The organism is Oryzibacillus soli, from assembly GCF_051594765.1.
Lineage (GTDB): Bacteria > Bacillota > Bacilli > Paenibacillales > NBRC-103111 > Paenibacillus_AR.
In genome coordinates, this window is sequence record NZ_JBPPGJ010000003.1 from 242,731 (window position 1) to 264,079 (window position 21,349).

Genomic DNA, 21,349 nt, shown 5'->3' on the forward strand with positions numbered 1-21,349 from the left:
ATGGAGGGATACCCATCATGACGGATAACCAGGAAGATCAATTACGCTCGCTGTCTGATCAACTCGCAACGGTCACCCAAGGCTTCTCGGATTATTGGAAGACCTACTCCAGCTTCGGATCCTGGCAGTTCTGGGTCTGCGTCCTCGTTCTGGTTCTGCCCCTGGTGGCCTTGGTCTTTTTCCTCGACCGGAAGATGGCCTTCCGCGTTGGTTTCTTCGGACTGGCCATCCATCTGATCGCCACCCATGTGGATCTGTATGCAACGTCGCATCATCTATGGGCTTATCCGTACAAGATATCCCCCTATCCTCCCGCCAGCTTCGGGTTGGATGGGTCCTTGATCGCCGCCACATTTATGCTCTTCTATCAATGGACGCTGCATCACCGCAAGAATTACTATCTCTACCTGATTCTCTATTCCCTGATGTTCGCCTACGGGATCAAGCCCCTGCTGTCTGCAGCCGACTTGTACCGGCTGGATCAAGCCTCCTACTGGCTGGTGTTCCTGTTATTCTACGCGGGCGGCTTGCTGGGCAAGTGGGTCACGGACCTCTTCGTACACGCCCAGAAGAAGGAGCATTCTGTCTAACCGCCTTCCATCGGTCAGGTGGTCCCCATTCTTTCCCTATACTTTGTCCCGCTATGCAGACGGGAGCCTGATCCAATAGGGGCTCTGCGCCTGCATTTTTTATCTATTGACCGAATCGGTTTATGGCGTTATGATCGTATCAACCGAATCGGTTTATGATTCGCAGGGAGGTGAACCATGTGGAGAAGTTTCTGAGCTTGACCATCGAGAAGCAGACCACCATCATCGATGCGGCGCTGAGATGCTTCGGCACCAACGGCTACAAGAAGACGTCCATCAGCGATATCGCCGCGGATGCCGGCATCTCGAAGGCCATGGTGTTCCACTACTTCGGCACGAAGAAGGAGCTCTATCTGTACTTGATCCGCTACTGCAGCGACCTGGTCATGAACGAAATCGAGGCCAAGTTCGACCATGCGCTGACGGATTTTTTCGACAGGCTGAAGCAAGCGACGGAGATCAAGGTGGCCGTGATCGAGAAGCATGCGGGTGTTCTCGCCTTCTTGACCAGCGTCTTCATGGAGACGAACGAGGAGGTTCGCCAGGAGATTGCGGCCATCCTGTCCGAAGGGGAGGCCATCCGCAACAGGATTGCCCTGGCCGGCGTGGATGAGACCAAGTTCAAGGAGAATGTCGACATCAAGCTGCTGATGAGCATGCTGGTCTGGATGGCAGAGGGCTTCACCACCCAGATGTCCAAGCAAAACCGGTTTGACATCCGGGCGATCGAGAAGGATTTTTTCCGGAGCATCGACCTGCTGCGGGCTAACTTTTATAAACCGGAGTATCTGTAGTGGGAGAGTCCCTAACCCAGAGGAGGACGTACCATGAGCGTGATTGAACTGAAGGATCTCACCAAGAGCTACGGCAATGCCAGGGGCATCACCAATGTGAGCCTGCAGGTGGAGGAAGGGGAAGTCTTCGGATTTATCGGTCCGAACGGCGCGGGCAAATCGACCACGATCCGGACGCTGCTGGGTCTGATCCATCCGACAAGCGGCAGCGCCACCATCTTCGGCAAGAGCTGCGCCGAGCATCCCGACATCCGAAGAGAGCTGGGGTACCTGCCTTCGGAGGTGTTCTACTATGACGGCATGCGCGTCATCGACCTGCTGCAGTATTCCGCCAGCTTCTATAAGAAGGACTGTACGAAGCGGATCCATGAGCTGGCTGAGATCATGAATCTGGACCTGAAGAAGAAGATCGAGGACCTCTCCTTCGGCAACAAGAAGAAGGTCGGCATCGTCCAAGGTCTGCTGCACGAGCCCAAGCTGATCATTCTCGACGAGCCGACCAGCGGTCTCGATCCGCTGATGCAGCAGAAGTTCTTCGAGCTGATTGCGCTCGAGAACCGTAAGGGTGCCACGGTCTTCTTCTCCTCCCATATCCTGAGCGAGGTGCAGAAGATGTGCAGCCGGGTGGCCTTCATTAAGGAAGGGCGCATCATCAAGCAGGAGAAGATCAGCGACCTGCAGGAGAACAGCTACAAGAAGATCAGCCTGGAGTCCAGAGCCGGGATCGATCCGGCATCCATCGAGATGGAGGGCGTCAGCAATATGCAGGTGAAGGGCACATCAGCCCACTTTATCTTCAAGGGCAACATCAACGCCATGATGAAGCGGATCGCCGGGGTTGAGCTTACCAACATCACCATCGTGGAGCCCGACCTGGAGGAAATCTTCATGCATTACTACGTGAAGGAGGACTAATCCGTCATGAATATGGTGTGGCATGAGCTCAAGTCCATGAGGAAGTCCGCCCTCATCTGGGCCTGCGCGATGAGCGCGCTGGCTGCCATCTACCTGTCCCTCTACCCCAGCATCTCGAAGGATGCGGAGGATTTCCGAAAGCTGCTCGGCGGTTATCCGGAGAGCGTCCGGGCGATGCTTGGCATCAACCTGGATATGATCACCACGATCCTGGGGCTGTATTCCATGATCTTCTCGTTCATCGTGCTGTGCGGGGCGATTCAAGCGATGAACCTCGGGGTTTCCATTCTGACCAAGGAGACGCGGGAGCGAACCGCGGATTTCCTGCTGGTGAAGCCCGTTTCCCGTGCCTCCATCGTCAGCGCCAAGCTGCTGGCCGCCTTCTCCATCCTTGTCGTCACAGAGCTCCTGTTCAATGCGGTGACATCGGTCCTTGCGGGCAGCATCCAAACGGGGGACTTCAGCTACAAGCTCTTTCTCCTGATTAATCTGACCCTGTTCTTCATTCAGCTGATCTTCTTGGCCATCGGCATGGCGGTCTCCGTCTTTTTCTCCAAGCTGCGGAACGTGCTTCCGTTATCCTTGGGCGTGGTATTCGGCTTGTATATGATCGGCGCCTTGCTCGCGGCCGGCAAAGAGGCGGGTGCAGTAAGGCTCCTCTCGCCCTTCCGGTACTTCGACAACACGTATATTCTGGCCCATGCCGGGTACGAGGTGCCGTATCTGATCGCCGGTACCGTGATTGTCGGGGCGGCGGTCGTGTTAAGCTACGCGGTCTATATGAGAAAAGACATCCATGCCGTAAGCTGATTCGGCTCGGCGGATTCCATCGAAGGGGAGGTCGGAGGATGAATATCATCCTGAGGGAACTGAAGGCGCATCGGAAGGCCCTGATCATATGGAGTGTATGTATGTTTCTGCTTGTTGTCAGCGGCATGAGCAAGTATACGGCCTATTCGGCCGGCGGAGCCAGCAGCGAAGTCTTTGACAAGCTGCCGCAAACCGTGAAGGCCTTGTTGGGTATCGCCTCGTTCGACGTAACGCAGATGAGCGGCTTCTTCGCCATGCTGTTCTTGTATATCGAGCTGGCGGCGGGCATTCATGCCGTCCTGCTGGGGAGCGGAATCATCGCCAAGGAGGAACGGGACAAAACCGTCGAGTTCCTGATGGTGAAGCCCGTATCGCGGGGGACCATCATCACGGCCAAGCTGCTGGCCGCCCTGGCGAATGTCGTGATCCTGAATCTTGTCACGCTGCTTTCGTCCCTGCTCATGGTCTCCGCTTACAATAAGGGAGAGCCGATCACCGGGGAGATCGTACTGTTTATGGTGAGCTTGTTCTTGGTTCAGCTCATCTTCCTGTTCTTCGGAGCTGCGGTAGCCGCGGCATTGAAGCAGCCCAGAACGTCTGGCTCCGTGGCGGCGAGCATCATGCTGGGCACCTTCGTCCTGGCGAAGATCACCGACCTGACCGACCGCCTGAGCATCCTGAACCTTCTTACACCGTTCAAGTATTTCAGCTATGCGCGCATTGTGGAGGGCAACGGCATTCACGCGGGAATCGCTCTGCTGGCCATCGGACTGGCGGTAGGATTGGCTGCCTCCGCTTACATCCTGTACCGGAAGCGGGAGCTCACCATCTGATTCGTGAAGCAAGAGGGGCACCTTCCGGTACCCCTCCTTTTTTATGAACCTATTTCGGTTAGCAGCTCGTACAGTCGGTCACGATTCGGCGTTTGTCCACCCTCCCTTAGGGGCAGAATAGGCGTAATCTCTCTTGCAGACCTGCTTGTAACTCTTCAGGCATTTCCTTGATTTTGATATCCTTCCCCAGGAAAAGCAGCCAATCGGCCATCTCATCCCATTCTTCCGTCCGATCCGCAGGGATAGCCGCTTTCAGCAAGGCCCTGGTTTGGTAAGGGTCCGTATAAGCAAGGGATACCTTAAACGGATGGTATTTCTTATATTGGGCTATCGCCTTCGGACCCAGCTCGAGGATCAGGTTCACTCCTTCCCGCTGCTTCCGTAAGGCCTCCATGATCTTCTTCTTACTCATTCTTTTCTTCTCCGGATATGGCTTCACCTCGGTGAGCTGGTCCACCGGGAATATCCCCCTCTTCTCCTCCTGCAGATCGAAGCCTTCAATCAGCCACATTCCTTTCTCTTGATACAGGTGCAGAAGATAAACCGGGTAAGATCGGAGTCCTCGCCCCTCCTGAAGGGTCAAGCACAAATAGCGGTCCGAGAGCAGCAATTGGATGAGCGTCTCCAGCATCGGATGGGGAAGGTCCGACAGCTCCAGCAAGTCGGGATTATGGGGATTCGTCCCTTCGAAGAGCAGGATCTGATTCAGCTGCACCAGCTCCTCCTGCTGGCTTTCGGAGATGAGGCCCAGCAGCTTCTCCGCCAAGGACTGCCGGCTCTTGAGATAAGGAAGCTGCTGATTTCTTGTAGCCATAAACGCGACAAAAAGAGCCTTCACCTCATTATCGGTAAAGCGAACCGCGGGCAGGACGGAGTTGTTCATGACGAAATATCCGCCATCCCTCCCAACCTCCGCAGTGAGCGGCATCCCCATAGCCTCGATCTCCCGGATGTCCCGAATCGCGGTGGAGCGGGAGATGTTGAACTCCTGCATGATCTCCGAGATGGTGAAGCTGGCCCGATTGTTGATATATCTCATGATGATATTGATCCGCTCCACTTTTTTCATCGGGGCCTCCTAAATAGGTTCACCTTTTGACATGATTTAAAGTTATTATAATCTTGTCAGATGAAAAGGCAACTCATTTGACCCTATACGAAAAAAGGACGGTGTCCATATGGCAGCTTACACCCTGGAAGAAAAGGATAGCTTCACAGTCCTGGGTATTGGGACGGAGCTGAAGAGCGGCTACAACGATTATGCCGGTATCAACAAGGAAAAGGCGGTCTTCTGGACGGCCGTCCAACAAGATGGAAGACTGGACTCTCTCAAGGCCGTTGCCGACAATGATTACATCTTCGCCGTAAACGAAGCGGTGAATCACAAGCTGATGCATTATGCCGGCGTCATGACCCACGCATCGGTACCGGGGGAAACCAGGCTGATCCAGTTCCCCAAGGGGGAGTACCTGGTGGTCAAAGGGGAAGCCCCGACGGCAGGGGAGCTGAACTTGACCCTGACCGGCATTGCCTTTGGCCAAGTCCTGCCGGGAGCGGAGGATTTCGCTTATGTCGGCGGACCGAATGCAAGCGTAGAGATGGGGAGACGGGACGGCCTGGTGTATGGGGAGATGTGGATTCCCGTTGTTCGCAAATAAGCAGATCGAGGAGGCTTGAGCATGTCCTATACCGTTGATTTCTCGAAAGTGTCCACCATCGGTCTGGAATCTTCGCCGGTTGCCGAAGCCCTTGCCGGTCTGCGGGCCAATGAAGCCCGCTACTTTATGAACAAGTACAAGCATGCCTTTACGGTTGTACCCGCCAGTGAAAGCCAGGATACGCTGGATTATGTGACCCGGATCTTGAAGGAAGAACGCAATATTGAATTTGCGGCCAAGCCGTTGGAGACGTCCCGTTTCCAAGTGGAGAATATCCGGTGGGCCTTCGTCTTCTACGAGGATGGCCTTGGGGTCAACGTGATGTATACGGTGGATGATCCGAAGAAGCGGGCCGTTGGCTTTAAGCTCTCCGAAGGGATGGAGATCCCTAAGGAGCTGGAACCGAAGTTCAAGTTCGCCCGGCAGAAGTCGAAGCTGGCCGGAACCATTCGCGGCTCCTTCTTCGTCATTAAGGGAGAATATTGAGGCTGCATATGCCGTGGCTTGATGATGAACAGAAGCCGCGCTGCACAGGAAAGGCCCATGCACAACGGCATGGGCCTGTTCCTTTGAATGAAGCTTATTTGGGGGTATATTCTTTGAGAATGCCGGCTTTCTTCAAGTCTTGAATATTAAAGTACGGCCTAACCTTCGTCTGCGAACCGATGATATTATGACTGATTAAGTCCGCTGTGTTATAGGAGTAGTTGTTTCCGCTTGTTCGTTTCAGGCGGATTCCACTGAGCGTATAAGTTTCGTTTTCCTTATAAGTTGCATTAGGCAACACGATTTCATACAGAGTCGTTCTCTTATGGGATTTATCCTCTGTATAGAACCGGTGGACGCTCTGAAGTTCGCCGGTTGCGGGATCAGAATTGGGATAATTGATGACGTAGACACCTGCTGCCTCCAGCCCGTCCGCATCGACCCACTCATCCGTAAGACCGTATGTAAAGTTCTTTATTTTGATGCCATCCTTCGTCGTACTGCCATCCTTGGTCCCCCAATCCGAAGGAAGGGTCAGATGGAAATACTCTTGCTGTTTACCTGCGGAGGGTTTGGCCTTGAATATGATATCTTGATTCTCTACTGCGACATCCGCATTATAGATCTTCGCCAATACATCAAGTCCGATCCAGCCTTCGGAAAGGAGCGGGGGTACGACCAGACGTCCATCGATAATCCTTGCTGTATAATACGGATCATCCTTGTCCTGATACTGGCCTTTGTATGTGCCGAATTTGTCAACGGCATGGAAGAAGGTCCCGACCCCCGCTCCCTTATTGAGGTTGTCCTGCTCTACGGGGACGATCTTGGAATCAGGCTTCAAGGTCACATTGCTTGTCGGGTCCGGGATCTGTCCCGTTTCTTTGAGATACTGATCTACCACACTGAAAGCATCGATCGTACTGGACGCAAACCAGTTGATGTACAGATCTCCGAACGTATTGACCAAAATCTCAGTAGTGTATTGATTGCTCAACCCTGCGAATAATTCATACAGTTGGCCTACGGTATTGGTTCTCTTGTTCCCGTTGGAATCTACCCACTGCACGACTTGGTCTAAGTCCTCCTGAAGAATCGGCTCCATCTTGACTTGTTGGACGCTACCCTTAGTCATGAAGTAGATATTTGCTTTTCCTTCATAGGGGTGGCCCTTTAATAATTGCCAGCCTGCCATGTCCCCCTCCGCGGGGACGGCATACATGCCGCTTTTAGGCTGAGCCTTAGGCTGTTCGACGACAGTGGGGAACGTGTGAGAGGTCTTCCCGATATAGGCGGTACCGGTCGCTTCATCGTACTTCACCGGAACATCAATACTTTCGGAAGCGGCCCTAATGGGAACGAACGTTGTTCCCTCGTATAAGAACGTATTGGCTTTCAGCTGCATCCCGTGCACCTTAACGGTGACTTGATTCATATAGACGTTAATGGTGGCGTCCGACTTCTCCCTAACGGGAGCGTTGCTGGGGGTTGCAGGGGTCATCACATCCCAGGAATCGATGTCGTGGTTATCCGCCGCAAATTCTCCTGCACCAATCTGCCCGATATAGGCCGTTTCCGTCTTGTCGTAATAGTTGACGGCCAGCCCCAGCATCGCCGCAACATCGCGAATGGGCACATACGTGGTTCCATCATACAAAATATTATTCCCGATGAAATCTTTGTCGTTGACTTTAATGTTCACTTGATTAAATTCGACATGGAGCTGTGTCGCCTCTTTGGCATAGGCGGCATTCGGAATTAGCAATGCGGCCGTAAGCGTACTCGTAATGAATGCCGTTTTTAAGCTTCTCAAACGCTCTCCCCCTCTTAAATAATTTCCACCACTATTGTAACAAATTTCCTGATGATCCGACAACCATGATCTCCGTTCCCTAGTCCGTTTGGCGCATACCTATCGTTGGCAACCATGTAGCACGCCCCAATCGAAATAGGCTATCCTCAATCGGATAGCCTTTTGTTTATCTTGCAGTATTCGGGACTGCTTACGCCTTCATGGAAACAAACAGCTTCGCAAACTGCGCAATCCAATCCCCTAATCGGCTCTTCTCCTCCGAACCGTTCACCTTGGATTCCAGCCGGTCCCAGTTAATATCCTCGAACGAAGAGGCGGTCGAACGAACCTTGCCCATCAGAGCATTCAGCTTCTCCAGCGAGAGGGTGGCTCCATACACCTTGGTCTCCTTCAAGTATTCGCGCATCTTCTCCGTCATGGAATCATTGGCGAACGACAGGCTCAACGCACGCTTCTGCCCGTTGGCATCCACCACATAACACCATGCGGTATCACGGTTGCTGGAGGATACCTTCTCGAGCTTCATCGTCACTTTGCTCGGGCCCGTACCGTATTCGTAGGTGGCGCGGTTGTAGCCGGAGGAGAAGACGGTCTTCGGATCAACGGCTTTCACCATACCCGAATCGACGTATGCATTGCGTTGGCGTGCAAGGTTCGTAACCGATTGCCACATCGTGCTGCGCAGGCTGTCGAGCTGGTCGGCGGAGAGTTCCCCGAACTTCAGCGAGACGCCCACCATGGAAGCGTCGATCTGACCGGCCAATCCGGTCTGATAGCTGCCTTGCAGGCCGTTCAGCCATTGATCGATATTCTTCCCCAGCTGGTCCAAGTCCTGTGAACTGACGCTGCTGAGACTGTAGAACTTCTTGTTGACCTCGGCCAAGAAGCCGGAGGCAAGCGGATCCAGGCTGTCCAGCCAGCTCTGATGGAATTCGCCGGCGGCTGCTTCCGCTTCATTCCTTGCCGTTAACGTATCCCTCATCTGCTCCAGGATAGCCAGCTTCAAATTAGCGGTGTTCAGCTCGCCCTCCGAGACAAAGGCTTCCTGAATGTCAGCCGGGAACCCTTCCAATTCGTCGCTCAGCTGCTGCTGCATATCCGCCGCCCATGTGTCGAGCTGGTCCATCCATTGCTCCAGATCCGATGTGGATACGCCTTCCGGGCTTTGACGGATAGCATCCGATATGGTCTTGTTCATCGTAACAGCCTGACCGGCCAAGGTCTCGTTCCATACGGCAAATTCCATTCGGGCCCCGACCTGATCGTGAAACGTCGACTTCCTCGCCGCCAGTTCATCATCTGCCGTCTGCAGGAGGGTCGCCTTCGAGGTTTCTTCCGTGTCCGTCAGCAGGGTTGCCAGCTCGTCCCGCTTCGACTGAAACCAATTCTCGACCCCGTCGTGTATGGCCAGCTTATCCTCTGCGGTGAGCACGGATGCAAAGTCATCGATCGCTTGGTTTACGGCTGCTGAATAATCCTGGAAGGCAGACTCCAGATCAGCCAGCCATTGATCGTATATGGTCTGCGGCCCGGCAGGAGGGTCGCCCTCTGCTGCCGTAATAGACTCCGCGGCGAGCGTCTGAGCCGACGCCATCGGTTTCGTATAGAGAAACGACATATCCGGACTGGGAGCCGACGGCTCAAAGATGGCTGCCGGTGATTCCTCCGTTGTGCCCGAAGAGGACGTACTGTCTGCGGTCGTTGCCGTTCTCACGGCAGTGGAGCCGCTGGTATCGGTATAATAGGAACTGCTGACTTGTCCGCTTCCGGATGTTATTTGCATACAAGCCGTCTCCTTCGCTTAGCATTCACTATAGCAACCATAATGCCAAACCGATCCATCTGTCAATTCCTAGCAGAGTGGTCTTTTCCCCGTACTGCGGCCGGCCTATAGAAGATTCCGGCTAGCGCGACACCCAAGCTCAGCCCTATGGAGATCCACTTCCCCAAGGTCAGATATCCCGCTGCATAAGCGGCGACACTCACGTCCGGATAATGAAGAAGGATCATCAGGATACTCCCATTCTCCGACCAATCGAACAGCCCCGCCACAAGGGGAAGCCATACCAGGCCCCGGGTTAAGGGCCGAACAGAGATCACGTTTCGATAAAGCATGGTGATGATCAGAGAGAAGGTAACGGCATAGACCGCAGGGAAAATAAAATCGAACCCCACCAACATTCCGATATAGATGCGCCGCCCCTCCGGCAGCAGTCCATCCAGCAGCGAGTACGTTTCAGATTTCGTATAGAAGATGTGCATATCGAGAAGCTCTGCTCCCGGAGATACCTCCCGAATCCGGGGCACCGTTATCGGCAGATGGACTGTATTGACCACGATCATCAAGGCTGCGGTCAGGGCCAGCAAGGGCAACACCGTTCTTAGGGTCGCCCACTTGTATAGCGTTCGGAGCATGGGTTCGGGCATGGCTATACCTCCCCCTCTTTGTCTTTGCGGAGCGCCAGCGCACGGCCCGTCGGCTTCCCTTTCACTTGCATCCACAATAGCTGCATCAGCTCCTGAACCGGGCGTCCCTCCAGCAGGGGGGTCAGGGCATCATAGAAGCGGTTCTCCATCTCCCTGACCATCCTTGCCTTGCTCGTGCCCTCCTCCGTCAAGGAGAGCTGAACCTTCCTGGAATCCACGGGAGACGGCCTCTGCTCGATAAGCCCCGCTTCTACCATCCGGCTCACCAGCCGGCTGGGGCTCCCGGTTTCGCAGACCAGCAGCTGCCCCAGCTCGATCAGGGATAACGGTTCATGGTCGTCAAGGACCCGCAGCACTTCACTCTGGGAGGTCGTCAGCCCAAGCGGCTTCAGCAGCTCTGTGAAGGTCCGGCTCCCCTCCCGCTGTGCCGCCAGGATCAGATAACGCAGTTCTTCAATGGGATTCAAGGTACAGCCCTCCTTCATCGTTAATCAATGACATATCATCAATGTTATGTCACTGATTATAGCGTACCCCGGCACTTCCGGCAAGCTCCTTGCCCTCAACATCGAACCCGCCTAATCCTCCAGCCTTCTTCGGTACAAGCGGGAGGGCCGATGGCCGGCATGCTCGGTATAATGATCCGTTTCCACCACCAGATCCGCCACCTTGCGTCTGAACGCCGCCTTCAACAGCTCCTTATCCAGAATCACTTCATAGACCTGCTGCAGCTCCGTCAAGGTGAACCGCTGCGGCATCAGATGGAGCGCGATATCGGAATCGTTCACTTTCCCCCGCAGCCGTTCGATGGCATACGCGATGATTTTGGCATGGTCAAAGGCCAGTCCTTCATTCGATACCATGCTGTACACGGTGGAGGACAGGGTTGAACGGATCGTCACCGTCTTTTGTACGATGGCCACCAGCTCTCCCGCTTCCGCACTCAGCTTGAGCTCATATTGCTGCGTCTTGACGGATCCGTCTTCGACCAGCTCCTTCTGCTCCCGCAGAAGACGATAGCTAACCTTGAACCAAGCGGCGTCGGCAGCATCGTCCCCTGCCTCCAGCCGTACCTTGCCGCTGTCGATCAGCGCCATATAGCTGCAGCTCATGACCCAGGCACGCGGGTCCCGGCCGATGTCGCTGAAGGTATGCAGCTGCTCCAGGTACACGTGGTCCAAGCCGGTCTCCTCCCGCAGCTCCCGCGCCGCGGCCATCTCCGTGGTTTCGTTCGGCCGGACGAACCCGCCGGGCAAGGCCCAGTGTGCCAGGAAGGGGTGGGCGCCCCGCCGGATGAGCAGTACCCGGAGCTCCTTGCCGGGAAGCTTCCGGTAATTGTCCTTCTCCGTATTCGTAACCGTGAAGATCACCATGTCCGCCGCCACCGACGGCCGCTCGTAATGGTCCACCGTGTACTTCTCCATGAATTCGCGTTCCGTCAGACCGTCGCGATCCCGCCTATCCACGTGTCACCCCTCCTTCCCATTCATTCAATTCTCTCCGTAAAAGTTAGCGTATGGCCTAAACCGCCCCAACACCTCGTCAACCTTGCGCATCCGCTCCTCCAGACTGCCCCGCAGCGTAATGTAGGGAATGCGCCGTTCCTTTAAATCCGCGATAATCTGCTTGTGGAAGACGTGCCGCTTCTGATCCCCGCTCCGGTCCCACGTATCCTCATAAGGAATGTCGTCGTCGCATAGGAAGAACAGGTCATACCTCTGCGCGTTTTCCATAGCCATCCGGGTCAACAGCTCCGGCGCACGGCCATGATAATCCAAGGCGAACATGTAGGTGGTAATGGCATTCGTATCCACGAACAGATACCGGTTGGCCTGCTGTAGGGCCCGCTCCTCCCGTTCCACATGCCCGACCGCAATCTCGTCAAAAGCCTCCAGACCGATTCTTCGGTCCACTTGATGCTCCGTCCAATAATCTCTTCCGTATTCGCTGGCGTATGTCGTCCCATACTTGCGGGCCAAGGCTTCGGTTATGGTGGACTTGCCTGTCGACATCGCACCGACGAATACCACCTTCGTAATCAGGTCCCGGTATACGAGATCGTCAATAAAGGCCCGATGCCGATAAGGATCGGACCGAATCATCGTTGCCGAGATCGGAACCTGCTTCCGTTCCTCATCCACTCTCCGGTCGACGGCCCCCAGCGCCAGGCTCATATGCTCCCCATAGAACTCGCTGGAATAAAAGTGGGTCACCTGCTCGCCCTTCAGTATCCCCAGAATGTACTGCTCCTCCCGGATCTCGTGCTCCCGGTCATTCGAATACCCGTCCGGACCATCCCAAGCCTCGATCACCCGAACCGTGGGGTAGAGCTTGCGTATCCAATTGGCTCGAATGTGCAGCGGGATAGTGGTAACGGTCGTATCGTAGATGACCACGATCAATTCATCGACCTCACTCAGGGCCGTCTCGATCATGTACTGATGTCCTTTATGCAGCGGGGCGAACTTCCCCAGAGTCAAACCCAGCGTCTTCATACCTGGGCCTCCTTCACACCCTTGTTCCAAGTGTAGTAACCGTAGACGGCATTCACCAAGTAGGCCCCCCACATGACGATCATCATGCCGCCATCCGGACTTCCGTCAATCATACGAATCACCCAGAGCAGCACGGTGAACATATTCAGCACGATGTACAGCAGCCACTGCTCCTTAAACCGATACACCATCAAAAAGGTTGCCGCCACGGACAGCACCGTCGTCAGGGCGTCGATATAAGGCGAGTTCTGCGAGGCTATGAAGGATAGACCGAAGCCTAACCCCAAGGTACCGGCGAGACATGCTGCGGCTACAAGGAGCAGGTTCCTCCGGCTCATCTGCCGCATGGCCAGCTTGCCGCCGTGCCGATGATTCTTCCACATATAGAATCCGATGGCATTCATCGGGACGAAGAAGAGCAGATTGAGCATCAGCTCCCCATACAACCCGTTGGTGTAAGCCAGATAGGCGTAACCGAAGGTATTATACATGCCGTACACGTAGGTCATCAGGCTGCCCTTGGCCGCCAGAACCACACACAGCACTCCCGTTATGAAGACCGTAAACCCAAAGAAAGTATCCTTCATCAGAATCGTCAGAACGATTGCCACTGCCGAAAACAAACCTAACCACGCCAGCTCAAAGAGATTCCAGCCTTTCAGTAATTTCCCCATATGCTCACCCTCATCTTCGTGTTGTTATGATAGTAACATTATGTTACTATCATTGGCAAGAAATATTTGCCATACGAAGTAAGGCCGCCCTATATGGGCGGCCCTGCTTTTTTTCAACGCTTAGTCCGGTGATCATACCGGTGATTTCCACCATGGGGCATTCGCGGCGGCGGTCAGCTCTCCGTGTAAGGCAACGGTTTCTCCGATTTGGGGGGCGATCAGCCTCACATTCGCTTTTGCAGCCTCCGTTATTGCCCGTTCGATAGGCTCAGCCCAACCGTGATAGGCAAGGGTGAAGGCTCCCCAATGAATGAGCATCATCGTGTTCCCCCGCACATCCGCATGAGCCTGTACGGCTTCCTCGGGCGTCATATGAACCCAAGACCAGCGCCGGTCATATTGGCCGCCCTCGATTAACGCTATATCGAAGGGGCCGTACTTCTCTCCGATCTCCTGAAAATGTGCACCGTACCCGCCATCTCCGCTGGTATAGAACCGGGTACTAGACCCCAGGATGACCCAGCCCCCCCACAAGGTCGTATCCCGATTGGCGGGCCCTCTTCCGGAGAAGTGCTGGGAGGGCGTCAAGGCGATGGTTAAGCCTTGGAACTGCACCTCCTCCCACCAATGGAGCTCCGTGATGGCTTCCTCGGCGACTCCCCACCGGATCAGATGGGTCCCTACCCCACAGGGGACGAAAAAATGACCGACCTTGTCCTTCAGCTTTCGTATCGAGGGGTAATCCAGGTGGTCGTAATGATCGTGGGTGATCAATACCGCATCAATCCGCGGCATCTCGTCGATGATCGGCAGCAGATCCTTACTGTAGCGCTTGCTTCCTACGAAGGACACGGGCGAGGCTACCGGCCCCAGCATCGGATCGATAAGCAGCTTTTTCTGGTCGAGGGTGAGTAAAAAGGCGGAATGCCCGAACCATGTAAGGCTGTCCTCCCCCTTGTTGATCCTGCTCCAATCCACCTTGGAAACGAGCAGCGGACCGGCAGGTTTACGGCCTTCGGCGCCTGATAAGGTCTCCTTAAGCATCGAGACGTACTCCGATACGCTAATGTCCATCTTGGTCGGCACCTGATTCACAAATTTCCCCTTCACATAATGGCCGAGTGTCAAGTACCGCTCCTTCTGCTCCCTGCTCGGGTTGCCCCCGAATACGGGATGCAGATTGATCACCAATGCCGCGGCAACGCCCAGTGCCGCTATCACGAGGAGTATCACGATCATTGTTCATCAACCTCTCTGGAATCGAATCGCGTCTTTGTGTTCTCCTTCATCTGCTCTTCGATGACCTGTTCAATCCCCAGCAGAATCAGCCTCAAGCCGAACTCAAACGCCCGGTCGGTCCCCATGAGCTCGAACAGTCCATTCGTGAACATCCTCCGGAACAATCCCGCATCCTGCTCGCTCATGCCATTCAGAAGGCGAACCATCTCCTCGCCGGGGGCGGCTCCCTGGTCATTCAGCATAGTAGAGACATTGCGCTCATGCTGGTAATTGTCCAGAACGAAGTAGAACACATAGTTCACAAGCGTCGTAACCACCTGAATTTTGTGCTCTTGCTCCAGCGGCGTCGCTTCCACACAGAGCAGCATCCGGTTCGTGAAGCGGATGATGTCCGGCTCGTGGGGCAGCGTCATCATCATGAGCTGGGTGGAGCAGGGATACCGGCTGAGCACACGCCGCACCGTCACCGCTAACCCCGTCAGCTGCTCCTTCCAGTCCCCCTCGGAGTGGAACTCCTCCAAGATCATTTTCGAGACCTGGTTGGCCAGACGCTGATAGAGGCTCTGCTTGCTCTTGAAGTACCAGTACAGAGAAGGGGCCTGGATCCCCAGTCTGTCGGCCAATCGTCTCATGCTGAATTTCTCGATGCCCTCTTCTCCAAGAAGCACCCATGAAGCCTCCAAAATTTTGTCCTCCGAAATTTGAGGCTGCTGCTTTTTCATCGAATCCGCCCTTTTATCTAACAGTGTAAGTTTATGCTTTACAGGTTTCTATGTTCATGATATCATCTAACACTGTAAGGTTTCAATCTAACACTGTTAGATTAGGTTTTTAAAACTTGCAGAAAGTGGTGATCCGCATGGATACAGAGAACCTCCATTACTTTGAACGAGCCCCGATCGCTAAAGCCGTCGCCCACTTCGCCGTACCGATGATGTTAGGCACGTCCATGAGCGTCATCTATTCCATCTTGAACGCCTATTTCCTCGGCACCCTTCAGAATTCCGCCATGTTAACCGCACTCGCGCTCACTTTGCCGTTGTTTGCGGTCATTATGGCACTGGGGAACTTGATTGGCATCGGCAGCGGCGCATTCATCTCCCGTTTGCTGGGGGAGAAAAGATTGACGGATGTGAAGCAGGTGTCCTCCTTCGCCTTATATAGCAGCCTTCTTCTCGGACTCATCGTGATGGCTGTAGGCCTCCCGTTCATCGATTCCATCGTTCGCGGCCTGGGGGCAACGCCTGACTCCTTCGGCTTTACGAAGGACTACGTTACGCTGATGCTCATCGGTTCGCCATGCGTCGTCCTCTTCTTCACACTGGAGAATATCGTACGCTCGGAGGGGGCGGCCATCACATCAATGATCGGGATGATGCTCAGTGTTGTCGTGAATATGATCCTTGATGCGCTGGTTATCTTCGTGATCCATGGGGGTGTAATCGGCGTCGCATCCGCTACGGTGATTTCGAACCTGGTTGCGAGTATCTTCTATGTCTTCCATATGGGATACAAGAGCCCGTTCCTAACCGTCTCCATAAGATGGTTCAAGCTGTCCAAGGACATTCTCGGCAATGTATTCAAGATCGGAGTCCCCGTCTTTGTGATGAGCGTCTTCCTGGGGGCCATGTCGCTCGTCTTTAACCATTTTCTTGTGGCGTATGGAGATCAGGCGGTTGCCGCTTACGGCATTTCTTCCCGCCTGCTGCAATTCCCGGAGTTTATTCTGATGGGACTATGCGAGGGAGTCGTGCCGCTTATTGCCTTTACCTTCACCGCGAACAAACTGCGCATGAAACAAACCATTGGATTTACCATCCAAACCATCGTGGCATTAGCAGTCGTATTCGGCATCATCGTCTATCTGATATCGGACCACTTGATCGGCTTGTTTACGAATGACCCGCAATTGATTGAGATGGGCAGCTACATTCTGCACGTGACGTTCCTGTCGCTGTTTATTACCGGAATGACCACGCTGTTCACGGGGATCTTCCAAGCAACGGCGCAGGGAACCGCCGCGTTCATCATGTCGGTCATTCAGGGAGTGACTCTGATCCCCGTGCTCTATGTAGCCAACCAAACGAACGGCTTCCATGGGGTGGTCTGGTCGCTCGTCATTGCGGATGCCGTGGCGTTCCTAGTTGGAGCCGCCATGCTGTATGTGCTGCGGAACCGGCTGCAGCCGGATATGGAAGCCTTGGTTCAGTAGAAAAGGCAAAGGGCCACCCTTGACGGGATGGCCCTCTTTTTTTGTAAAAAAGGCGCCCTACGAGCGCCCGTTGGTATCGAGTATAGATACGGTGGATTGGATATAAAGCAAAACCGAGCTGCTTCAAGGATAAAATGTGATGCAGCTTCACGACATCTGCATCCGGGCATTACCGATATGCCTTATGGGGGACAAGGACGAGCTGATGGACGCTTGCACGACGGGCCGTTCCATCGAAGTCGTGTGCCATATTTGCGGGAAGGCCTATCCTTTTCACCCCGATGAAATCCTTACTTGCCCAGGTTCATAATGTTCTGGTTTCCAGCCGCCCATACGGCGGTCATGGTCAATTCCGCGATTATCCAATGGGCTTCTTGTTTAACAAGCCGGAACCGGTATTTCCCCCCAAGGGTCCATTGGCTGCCGCCAAAGGGGTTGGGAAGTTCGTGCTGCGCCTGAAAGTAGGCGTGGCAGGTTGCCTGTTGTTCATTCTCGAAGTCAATGACATGATTGGAGATCAGGTGCTGTGTCTTCAAAGGGGTCAATGCGGTTCGCCAGCTGTCCATCAACACTTTCGCCGGAATCGTAGCGGGCTCTCCGCCTGTTAGGGAGGTGTAATCCAATTGTACGTCTTCTGTGAAGAGGCGCTGCAGTTCCTCCCACTCCCGATTATCCGCGTGCAGGGCAAATCGGGATACCGTCTCCATTATAGACAGCTTGTTCACCCATGGAATGATTTCTTGGTTGTCGCTCACAACACATTCCTCCCTTTCATTGATGGACCTTGAACGAAGCCGTACCATCCCTTTCATCCTCTCATGGTCCGGCAGCCGCTGTATTGTATGAAAGCGACATGATAACCCCCGACTGGCGCGTTCCTTGGCAAGGCTTGTTCGTGTGAGGTATGATGCGTAATAACGATGTGTAAGCAGGTGATTCCCGTTGGATATGAAATACTTGGAGACCTTCATAAAGGTATGCGAGCTGGGGAGCTTTACGGCCGCAGCCGATGCGATGAATATCAGCCAACCGGGCGTCAGCAAGCAGATTGGGCGCCTGCAGGCCAATCTCGGCGTGACCTTGCTGCGGCGGGAAGACAATGGGATCAAGCTGACCGAAGCCGGACGTGAAGTCTATGCGAACGGCAAGAATATTCTGGCGATATGGAACAAGCTGTCGGATGCCTGCCACCGTGCAAGCAGCCAGCTGTCGGGTCTCCTGCGCATCGGCGCCAGCACCATCCCTGCCAAACACCTGCTGCCCAAGATCCTGATGAACGTTCACTCTACCTACCCGCATGTGGAATTATCCGTCGCCGTGACGGATTCGCAGCAAATTCTCGATTCGCTCTACCGCGGCTCCATTGATATTGCCTATGTGGGGACCAAGCCCGAGCATCCCGAGGCGCAATACATCCCTATGGCGGCAGACAAGCTGGTCATCATCTCCAACCAGCCCGAATGGGCGGAACGGGACCTGCGGGATTGTCCGTTCGTGCTCCGGGAACCCGGCTCCGGCACGCGAGCCGCCTTCGAGCAGGCCGTGTCCGCCATGGGGCTGATGCCGGATCGAGTGAAATGTGCCGCAGAGGTGAGCGATACCGGGCTCATCATCCAGCTGGTCGAAGCCGGAATGGGACTTGCCGTTGTCTCCCATCTGGAGGTCGAAAGCCTGATTCAGCAGGGCCGCCTTCAGGTCGTGCAGGAATTGCCGGCGGAGCGGCAATTTTACTTGGTATGGATGCGCGACTCCTCCAGCCAAGCCCTTCTTGAGGCGTTCGTGCAAGTGGCAACGGCCCCCGTCTGATAGAGAGAAGGCCCTTCAAATCAGCCTTTTGAACAAAACCTCCAGCTCCATGGACCGTTTTAACGTATTGTAGATCGGGGACTTGGCCAGCGCCTCCAGGCAAAACTCATCAAAAGCCGGGTCCTCCAGATCCACATATAAGAAGACCGTCACGGTTATGCTTCGGATAACCGGCTCTTCGTCATACCCTTTGACGCCAAGCATCGATAGAGGGTTCTCCAGAGAGAGGTTCAAGACCCCCTCCATCTCTTCGATGATGGAGCCTCTTTTTCTCGACTGCTCCAGGAACGATAAGAGGATGCTGCTTAACACGGAGCCTGCGAAGTATTCCACACTGCTGATAGGTTTGGTCTCCGAGTCAAAGCTGATCTGCTTCTCGATCTGAAAGCTGTTCTTATTCGTATAGATCTTCACCGAGGAGAGATCGTTCGAGGTTCCTCGGAAGCTGATATCGTACCGCTTCGACTCGTATAGGGAGGCTGCATCCTCATTGGCCCGCTTCATGATAAGTTCTCCTTAGGATGGCAGCCGCTTCCGTTAAGGAGCGGAGCTTGCCCGATATCGTCTCAAGGACATTGACCGGACTATTGGAAAAGGTCGCGAATCCGCAGTCCGGATTCAGCCATACCCGCTCCGGCGGAAGATAGGTCAAGGCCTCCTCCACTCGTGAAACGATTGGATCTACAGCCTCTATCTCATCCGTACGCGGGTTGATCACACCTAAGCCAAGCGCCGTATGCCCGGTAATCCTCGCATCAGCCAGCAAGGAATTCAGCTCCCCAGCTCGGGGCGTTGAGAATTCAAGGGTCAGCAAGTTCGGATTGACCTTGGCGAACAGCTCCAGGAGCGGGGTATAGGGTCCGGTCAATAAGGTGCTTTCCTTCTTGCTCCAGTTGCCTCTGCATACATGCAGAGAAGCAACCGTCCCGGTCCGTCCGAGATGCTCCATGACCGGTCCGATCAAGGAAGCGGCAAATTCAAGCTCCTCCTTCGGATCCTTCCTCTCGGAGAGGGCCGCACACATGAAGGACCTTGGTTTTCCCTCGGTGAACACCACCTCGGTTAATACCGGCTCATCCAATTGAATCACATCAACCCCTATGCCTACGAGGTGATCGATCTCATCCTTCAGAATCCGGATCACGTCTTGTCCGAGCTCTTCCTTGCTCCCATAAGCCTGACCGGAGAGGTTCGGAAGCCACATGGACCGGGTAAGGAGATAGGGGCCCGGCAAGGTGATCTTCACGGGCTTGTCGGTGAACCTCTTCAGGCTCAGCAGCTCGTTGGCGACGATATCCCCCTTGTACTGCAGCTTCCCCACGCAGATCGCATTCTTAATACTCACAGCCGGAACATCCAGTGCGGTCAGCATATCCTCGAACGCCTTTTTGTCATCCACATAATCGAGCATGTCACTCATGCTCATCATTCGTACCCCGCCGATCTTACCGGAGACGAAGGACACATAATTATCCCGTCCCAGCTCGCCGCTTGTGATGATGTCGATCCCCAGCTCCTCCTGCAGCTTGACGACCTTGCCGGTCTCCTCCTCGATAAGCCGCTTGAAGTCGTTGGGGTCGATCCTTCCGCTTCTCATCATTCTCAAGGCGCTTAGCACCATCTTGGATCTGGGCATACTGCCGATTAAGGAAGTGGGGAATAACGGTATCTGCTTATTCATCGTCTCAATCTCCCGAAGTGATATAGAAATAGGGAAAAGAGAAGTAGCGGAAAGCTCCACGCTTCTCTTTTCGGGGAATTACTTATTCAAGAACTTCAGATAGTCATTGGCTTCGCGCAGCTGCTGGAATCCCGTCGTTCTGCCTTCCACCCATTCCTTCAAGCCTTCCATATCCATCATCTTCTGATGGGCTTCGTTGGTATAATCCATGCGGTGAAGCACCTTCTGCCATTCTGCGAACCTCTCGACCGGGAAATCCGGATGTGCCGTGAAGATGCAGTGGTCGAACAACGCCGTTGTATCGATGCAGACCAGCTGATTCTCATCGGCGGTGCCATCCTTCTTCCAAGCTTCCCAGTTCAGGTCCAGCGTGACCGAGGCGTCCACCTCGCCCGCCATCAAGGCCTTGAGAGCATCCAGCTCGCCTCCGACATGGTCTCCATGGAGCCCCACGCCGATATCGAACCTCTTCTCCACATAGTCCGCCCCATACTCCAGTCCGTTCTGATGCAAGTGGTTGATGGGGATCAGTCTTGCTTGAGGCGAATCGATGGCTCCGAAGCCGATCGTCTTGCCTCTCAGCCCCTTGAGGTCGGTGATGCCGCTGTCCTTGCGGACAACGAAGACGGTATTCCGGTCTCTGTCCGTATCCCTCATGGATCCCATCTGACATTTCCCGTCGGTCCTTAAGTAGGTATCCAGCCATGCCAGAGGGGAATTCCAGGCGATATCGATCTCCCGATTCATCAAGCCGTCGACCTGACCTTCATAATCCTTGTAGAAGACACAGTCGATTTCCAGCCCTTCCTCTTTGAAAAAATCCGCGATGATCCCCCAGATCACGGTAACCCTAGGATCATATATCACCGCACCGACTCTTATTCTCGTATTACTCAACGGAGCTCACTCCTTTGTT

23 protein-coding genes are annotated in these 21,349 nt (G+C 54.4%); 9 read left to right on the forward strand and 14 right to left on the reverse strand.

What is annotated here, in order from left to right; translation table 11 throughout:
- Positions 1-17 precede the first annotated feature (17 nt).
- The 5 genes from ACSEXW_RS05290 to ACSEXW_RS05310 all read left to right on the forward strand — a co-directional run bounded on the left by ACSEXW_RS05290 (position 18) and on the right by ACSEXW_RS05310 (position 3,942).
- On the forward strand, positions 18-590 hold the full coding sequence (locus tag ACSEXW_RS05290) for a CBO0543 family protein (protein ID WP_438445060.1): 573 nt from the start codon (positions 18-20) through the stop codon (positions 588-590).
- A 179-nt stretch (positions 591-769) separates the two neighbouring features.
- The gene (locus ACSEXW_RS05295) at positions 770-1,384 is read left to right on the forward strand and encodes a TetR/AcrR family transcriptional regulator (protein WP_438445061.1); all 615 of its coding nucleotides are present in this window, start codon (positions 770-772) and stop codon (positions 1,382-1,384) included.
- Positions 1,385-1,417: 33 nt separating this feature from the next.
- A complete protein-coding gene (locus tag ACSEXW_RS05300; protein WP_438445062.1) occupies positions 1,418-2,299 on the forward strand; it encodes an ABC transporter ATP-binding protein in 882 nt (293 codons plus the stop codon).
- Positions 2,300-2,305: 6 nt separating this feature from the next.
- Positions 2,306-3,109: an ABC transporter permease subunit gene (locus ACSEXW_RS05305; protein WP_438445063.1), complete on the forward strand. Its 804-nt coding sequence runs from the start codon at positions 2,306-2,308 to the stop codon at positions 3,107-3,109.
- 38 nt (positions 3,110-3,147) lie between these two features.
- Positions 3,148-3,942 carry an ABC transporter permease subunit gene (locus ACSEXW_RS05310; RefSeq protein ID WP_438445064.1) on the forward strand — a complete coding sequence of 265 codons (795 nt, stop codon included), beginning with the start codon at positions 3,148-3,150 and terminating at the stop codon, positions 3,940-3,942.
- 106 nt (positions 3,943-4,048) lie between these two features.
- On the opposite strand, the gene ACSEXW_RS05315 is transcribed toward ACSEXW_RS05310, so the two are convergent.
- A complete protein-coding gene (locus ACSEXW_RS05315) occupies positions 4,049-5,011 on the reverse strand; it encodes a helix-turn-helix transcriptional regulator (RefSeq protein ID WP_438445065.1) in 963 nt (320 codons plus the stop codon).
- A gap of 109 nt (positions 5,012-5,120) precedes the next feature.
- Here ACSEXW_RS05315 and ACSEXW_RS05320 point away from each other — a divergent pair, with 109 nt between their 5' ends.
- Entirely contained in the window at positions 5,121-5,600 is a 480-nt protein-coding gene (locus tag ACSEXW_RS05320) for a GyrI-like domain-containing protein (RefSeq protein ID WP_438445066.1), read from the forward strand.
- A gap of 21 nt (positions 5,601-5,621) precedes the next feature.
- Positions 5,622-6,086, forward strand: coding sequence for a DUF8821 family protein (locus ACSEXW_RS05325; RefSeq protein WP_438445067.1), 465 nt, complete (start codon positions 5,622-5,624; stop codon positions 6,084-6,086).
- A gap of 94 nt (positions 6,087-6,180) precedes the next feature.
- On the opposite strand, the gene ACSEXW_RS05330 is transcribed toward ACSEXW_RS05325, so the two are convergent.
- The 9 genes from ACSEXW_RS05330 to ACSEXW_RS05370 form a co-directional block, all read right to left on the reverse strand.
- A complete protein-coding gene (locus ACSEXW_RS05330; protein ID WP_438445068.1) occupies positions 6,181-7,899 on the reverse strand; it encodes a copper amine oxidase N-terminal domain-containing protein in 1,719 nt (572 codons plus the stop codon).
- Positions 7,900-8,089: 190 nt separating this feature from the next.
- Positions 8,090-9,682 carry a hypothetical protein gene (locus ACSEXW_RS05335; protein ID WP_438445069.1) on the reverse strand — a complete coding sequence of 531 codons (1,593 nt, stop codon included), beginning with the start codon at positions 9,680-9,682 and terminating at the stop codon, positions 8,090-8,092.
- 62 nt (positions 9,683-9,744) lie between these two features.
- Positions 9,745-10,326: a hypothetical protein gene (locus ACSEXW_RS05340; protein WP_438445070.1), complete on the reverse strand. Its 582-nt coding sequence runs from the start codon at positions 10,324-10,326 to the stop codon at positions 9,745-9,747.
- 2 nt (positions 10,327-10,328) lie between these two features.
- Positions 10,329-10,793 carry a MarR family winged helix-turn-helix transcriptional regulator gene (locus tag ACSEXW_RS05345; protein WP_438445071.1) on the reverse strand — a complete coding sequence of 155 codons (465 nt, stop codon included), beginning with the start codon at positions 10,791-10,793 and terminating at the stop codon, positions 10,329-10,331.
- A gap of 111 nt (positions 10,794-10,904) precedes the next feature.
- Positions 10,905-11,792, reverse strand: coding sequence for an NrtR DNA-binding winged helix domain-containing protein (locus tag ACSEXW_RS05350; protein ID WP_438445072.1), 888 nt, complete (start codon positions 11,790-11,792; stop codon positions 10,905-10,907).
- Between the two features lie 24 nt (positions 11,793-11,816).
- The gene (locus ACSEXW_RS05355; protein WP_438445073.1) at positions 11,817-12,821 is read right to left on the reverse strand and encodes an AAA family ATPase; all 1,005 of its coding nucleotides are present in this window, start codon (positions 12,819-12,821) and stop codon (positions 11,817-11,819) included.
- Positions 12,818-13,495 (reverse strand): nicotinamide riboside transporter PnuC, encoded by a 678-nt coding sequence (gene pnuC / locus ACSEXW_RS05360; RefSeq protein ID WP_438445074.1) that lies wholly within the window; start codon positions 13,493-13,495, stop codon positions 12,818-12,820. The genes ACSEXW_RS05355 and pnuC overlap by 4 nt, the downstream gene beginning before the upstream one ends.
- Before the next feature lie 132 nt (positions 13,496-13,627).
- Positions 13,628-14,734, reverse strand: coding sequence for an MBL fold metallo-hydrolase (locus tag ACSEXW_RS05365; RefSeq protein WP_438445075.1), 1,107 nt, complete (start codon positions 14,732-14,734; stop codon positions 13,628-13,630).
- Entirely contained in the window at positions 14,731-15,456 is a 726-nt protein-coding gene (locus ACSEXW_RS05370; RefSeq protein ID WP_438445076.1) for a TetR/AcrR family transcriptional regulator, read from the reverse strand. Before ACSEXW_RS05370 ends, ACSEXW_RS05365 begins: the two co-directional genes overlap by 4 nt.
- 137 nt (positions 15,457-15,593) lie before the next feature.
- On the opposite strand from ACSEXW_RS05370, the gene ACSEXW_RS05375 reads away from it, so the two are divergent.
- Entirely contained in the window at positions 15,594-16,946 is a 1,353-nt protein-coding gene (locus tag ACSEXW_RS05375) for an MATE family efflux transporter (protein WP_438445077.1), read from the forward strand.
- Positions 16,947-17,236: 290 nt separating this feature from the next.
- Here the strand turns inward: ACSEXW_RS05375 and ACSEXW_RS05380 are convergent, their stop codons facing one another.
- Positions 17,237-17,701 carry a nuclear transport factor 2 family protein gene (locus ACSEXW_RS05380; RefSeq protein ID WP_438445078.1) on the reverse strand — a complete coding sequence of 155 codons (465 nt, stop codon included), beginning with the start codon at positions 17,699-17,701 and terminating at the stop codon, positions 17,237-17,239.
- A 193-nt stretch (positions 17,702-17,894) separates the two neighbouring features.
- On the opposite strand from ACSEXW_RS05380, the gene ACSEXW_RS05385 reads away from it, so the two are divergent.
- Positions 17,895-18,752: a selenium metabolism-associated LysR family transcriptional regulator gene (locus ACSEXW_RS05385; protein ID WP_438445079.1), complete on the forward strand. Its 858-nt coding sequence runs from the start codon at positions 17,895-17,897 to the stop codon at positions 18,750-18,752.
- A gap of 15 nt (positions 18,753-18,767) precedes the next feature.
- Here ACSEXW_RS05385 and ACSEXW_RS05390 read toward each other — a convergent pair whose 3' ends face one another.
- From ACSEXW_RS05390 to ACSEXW_RS05400, 3 genes are all read right to left on the reverse strand, one after another.
- The gene (locus ACSEXW_RS05390; RefSeq protein ID WP_438445080.1) at positions 18,768-19,256 is read right to left on the reverse strand and encodes a hypothetical protein; all 489 of its coding nucleotides are present in this window, start codon (positions 19,254-19,256) and stop codon (positions 18,768-18,770) included.
- Entirely contained in the window at positions 19,240-20,433 is a 1,194-nt protein-coding gene (locus ACSEXW_RS05395) for a cobalamin-independent methionine synthase II family protein (protein WP_438445081.1), read from the reverse strand. The genes ACSEXW_RS05390 and ACSEXW_RS05395 overlap by 17 nt, the downstream gene beginning before the upstream one ends.
- A 78-nt stretch (positions 20,434-20,511) precedes the next feature.
- On the reverse strand, positions 20,512-21,330 hold the full coding sequence (locus ACSEXW_RS05400) for a phosphate/phosphite/phosphonate ABC transporter substrate-binding protein (protein ID WP_438445082.1): 819 nt from the start codon (positions 21,328-21,330) through the stop codon (positions 20,512-20,514).
- Positions 21,331-21,349: the final 19 nt, after the last annotated feature.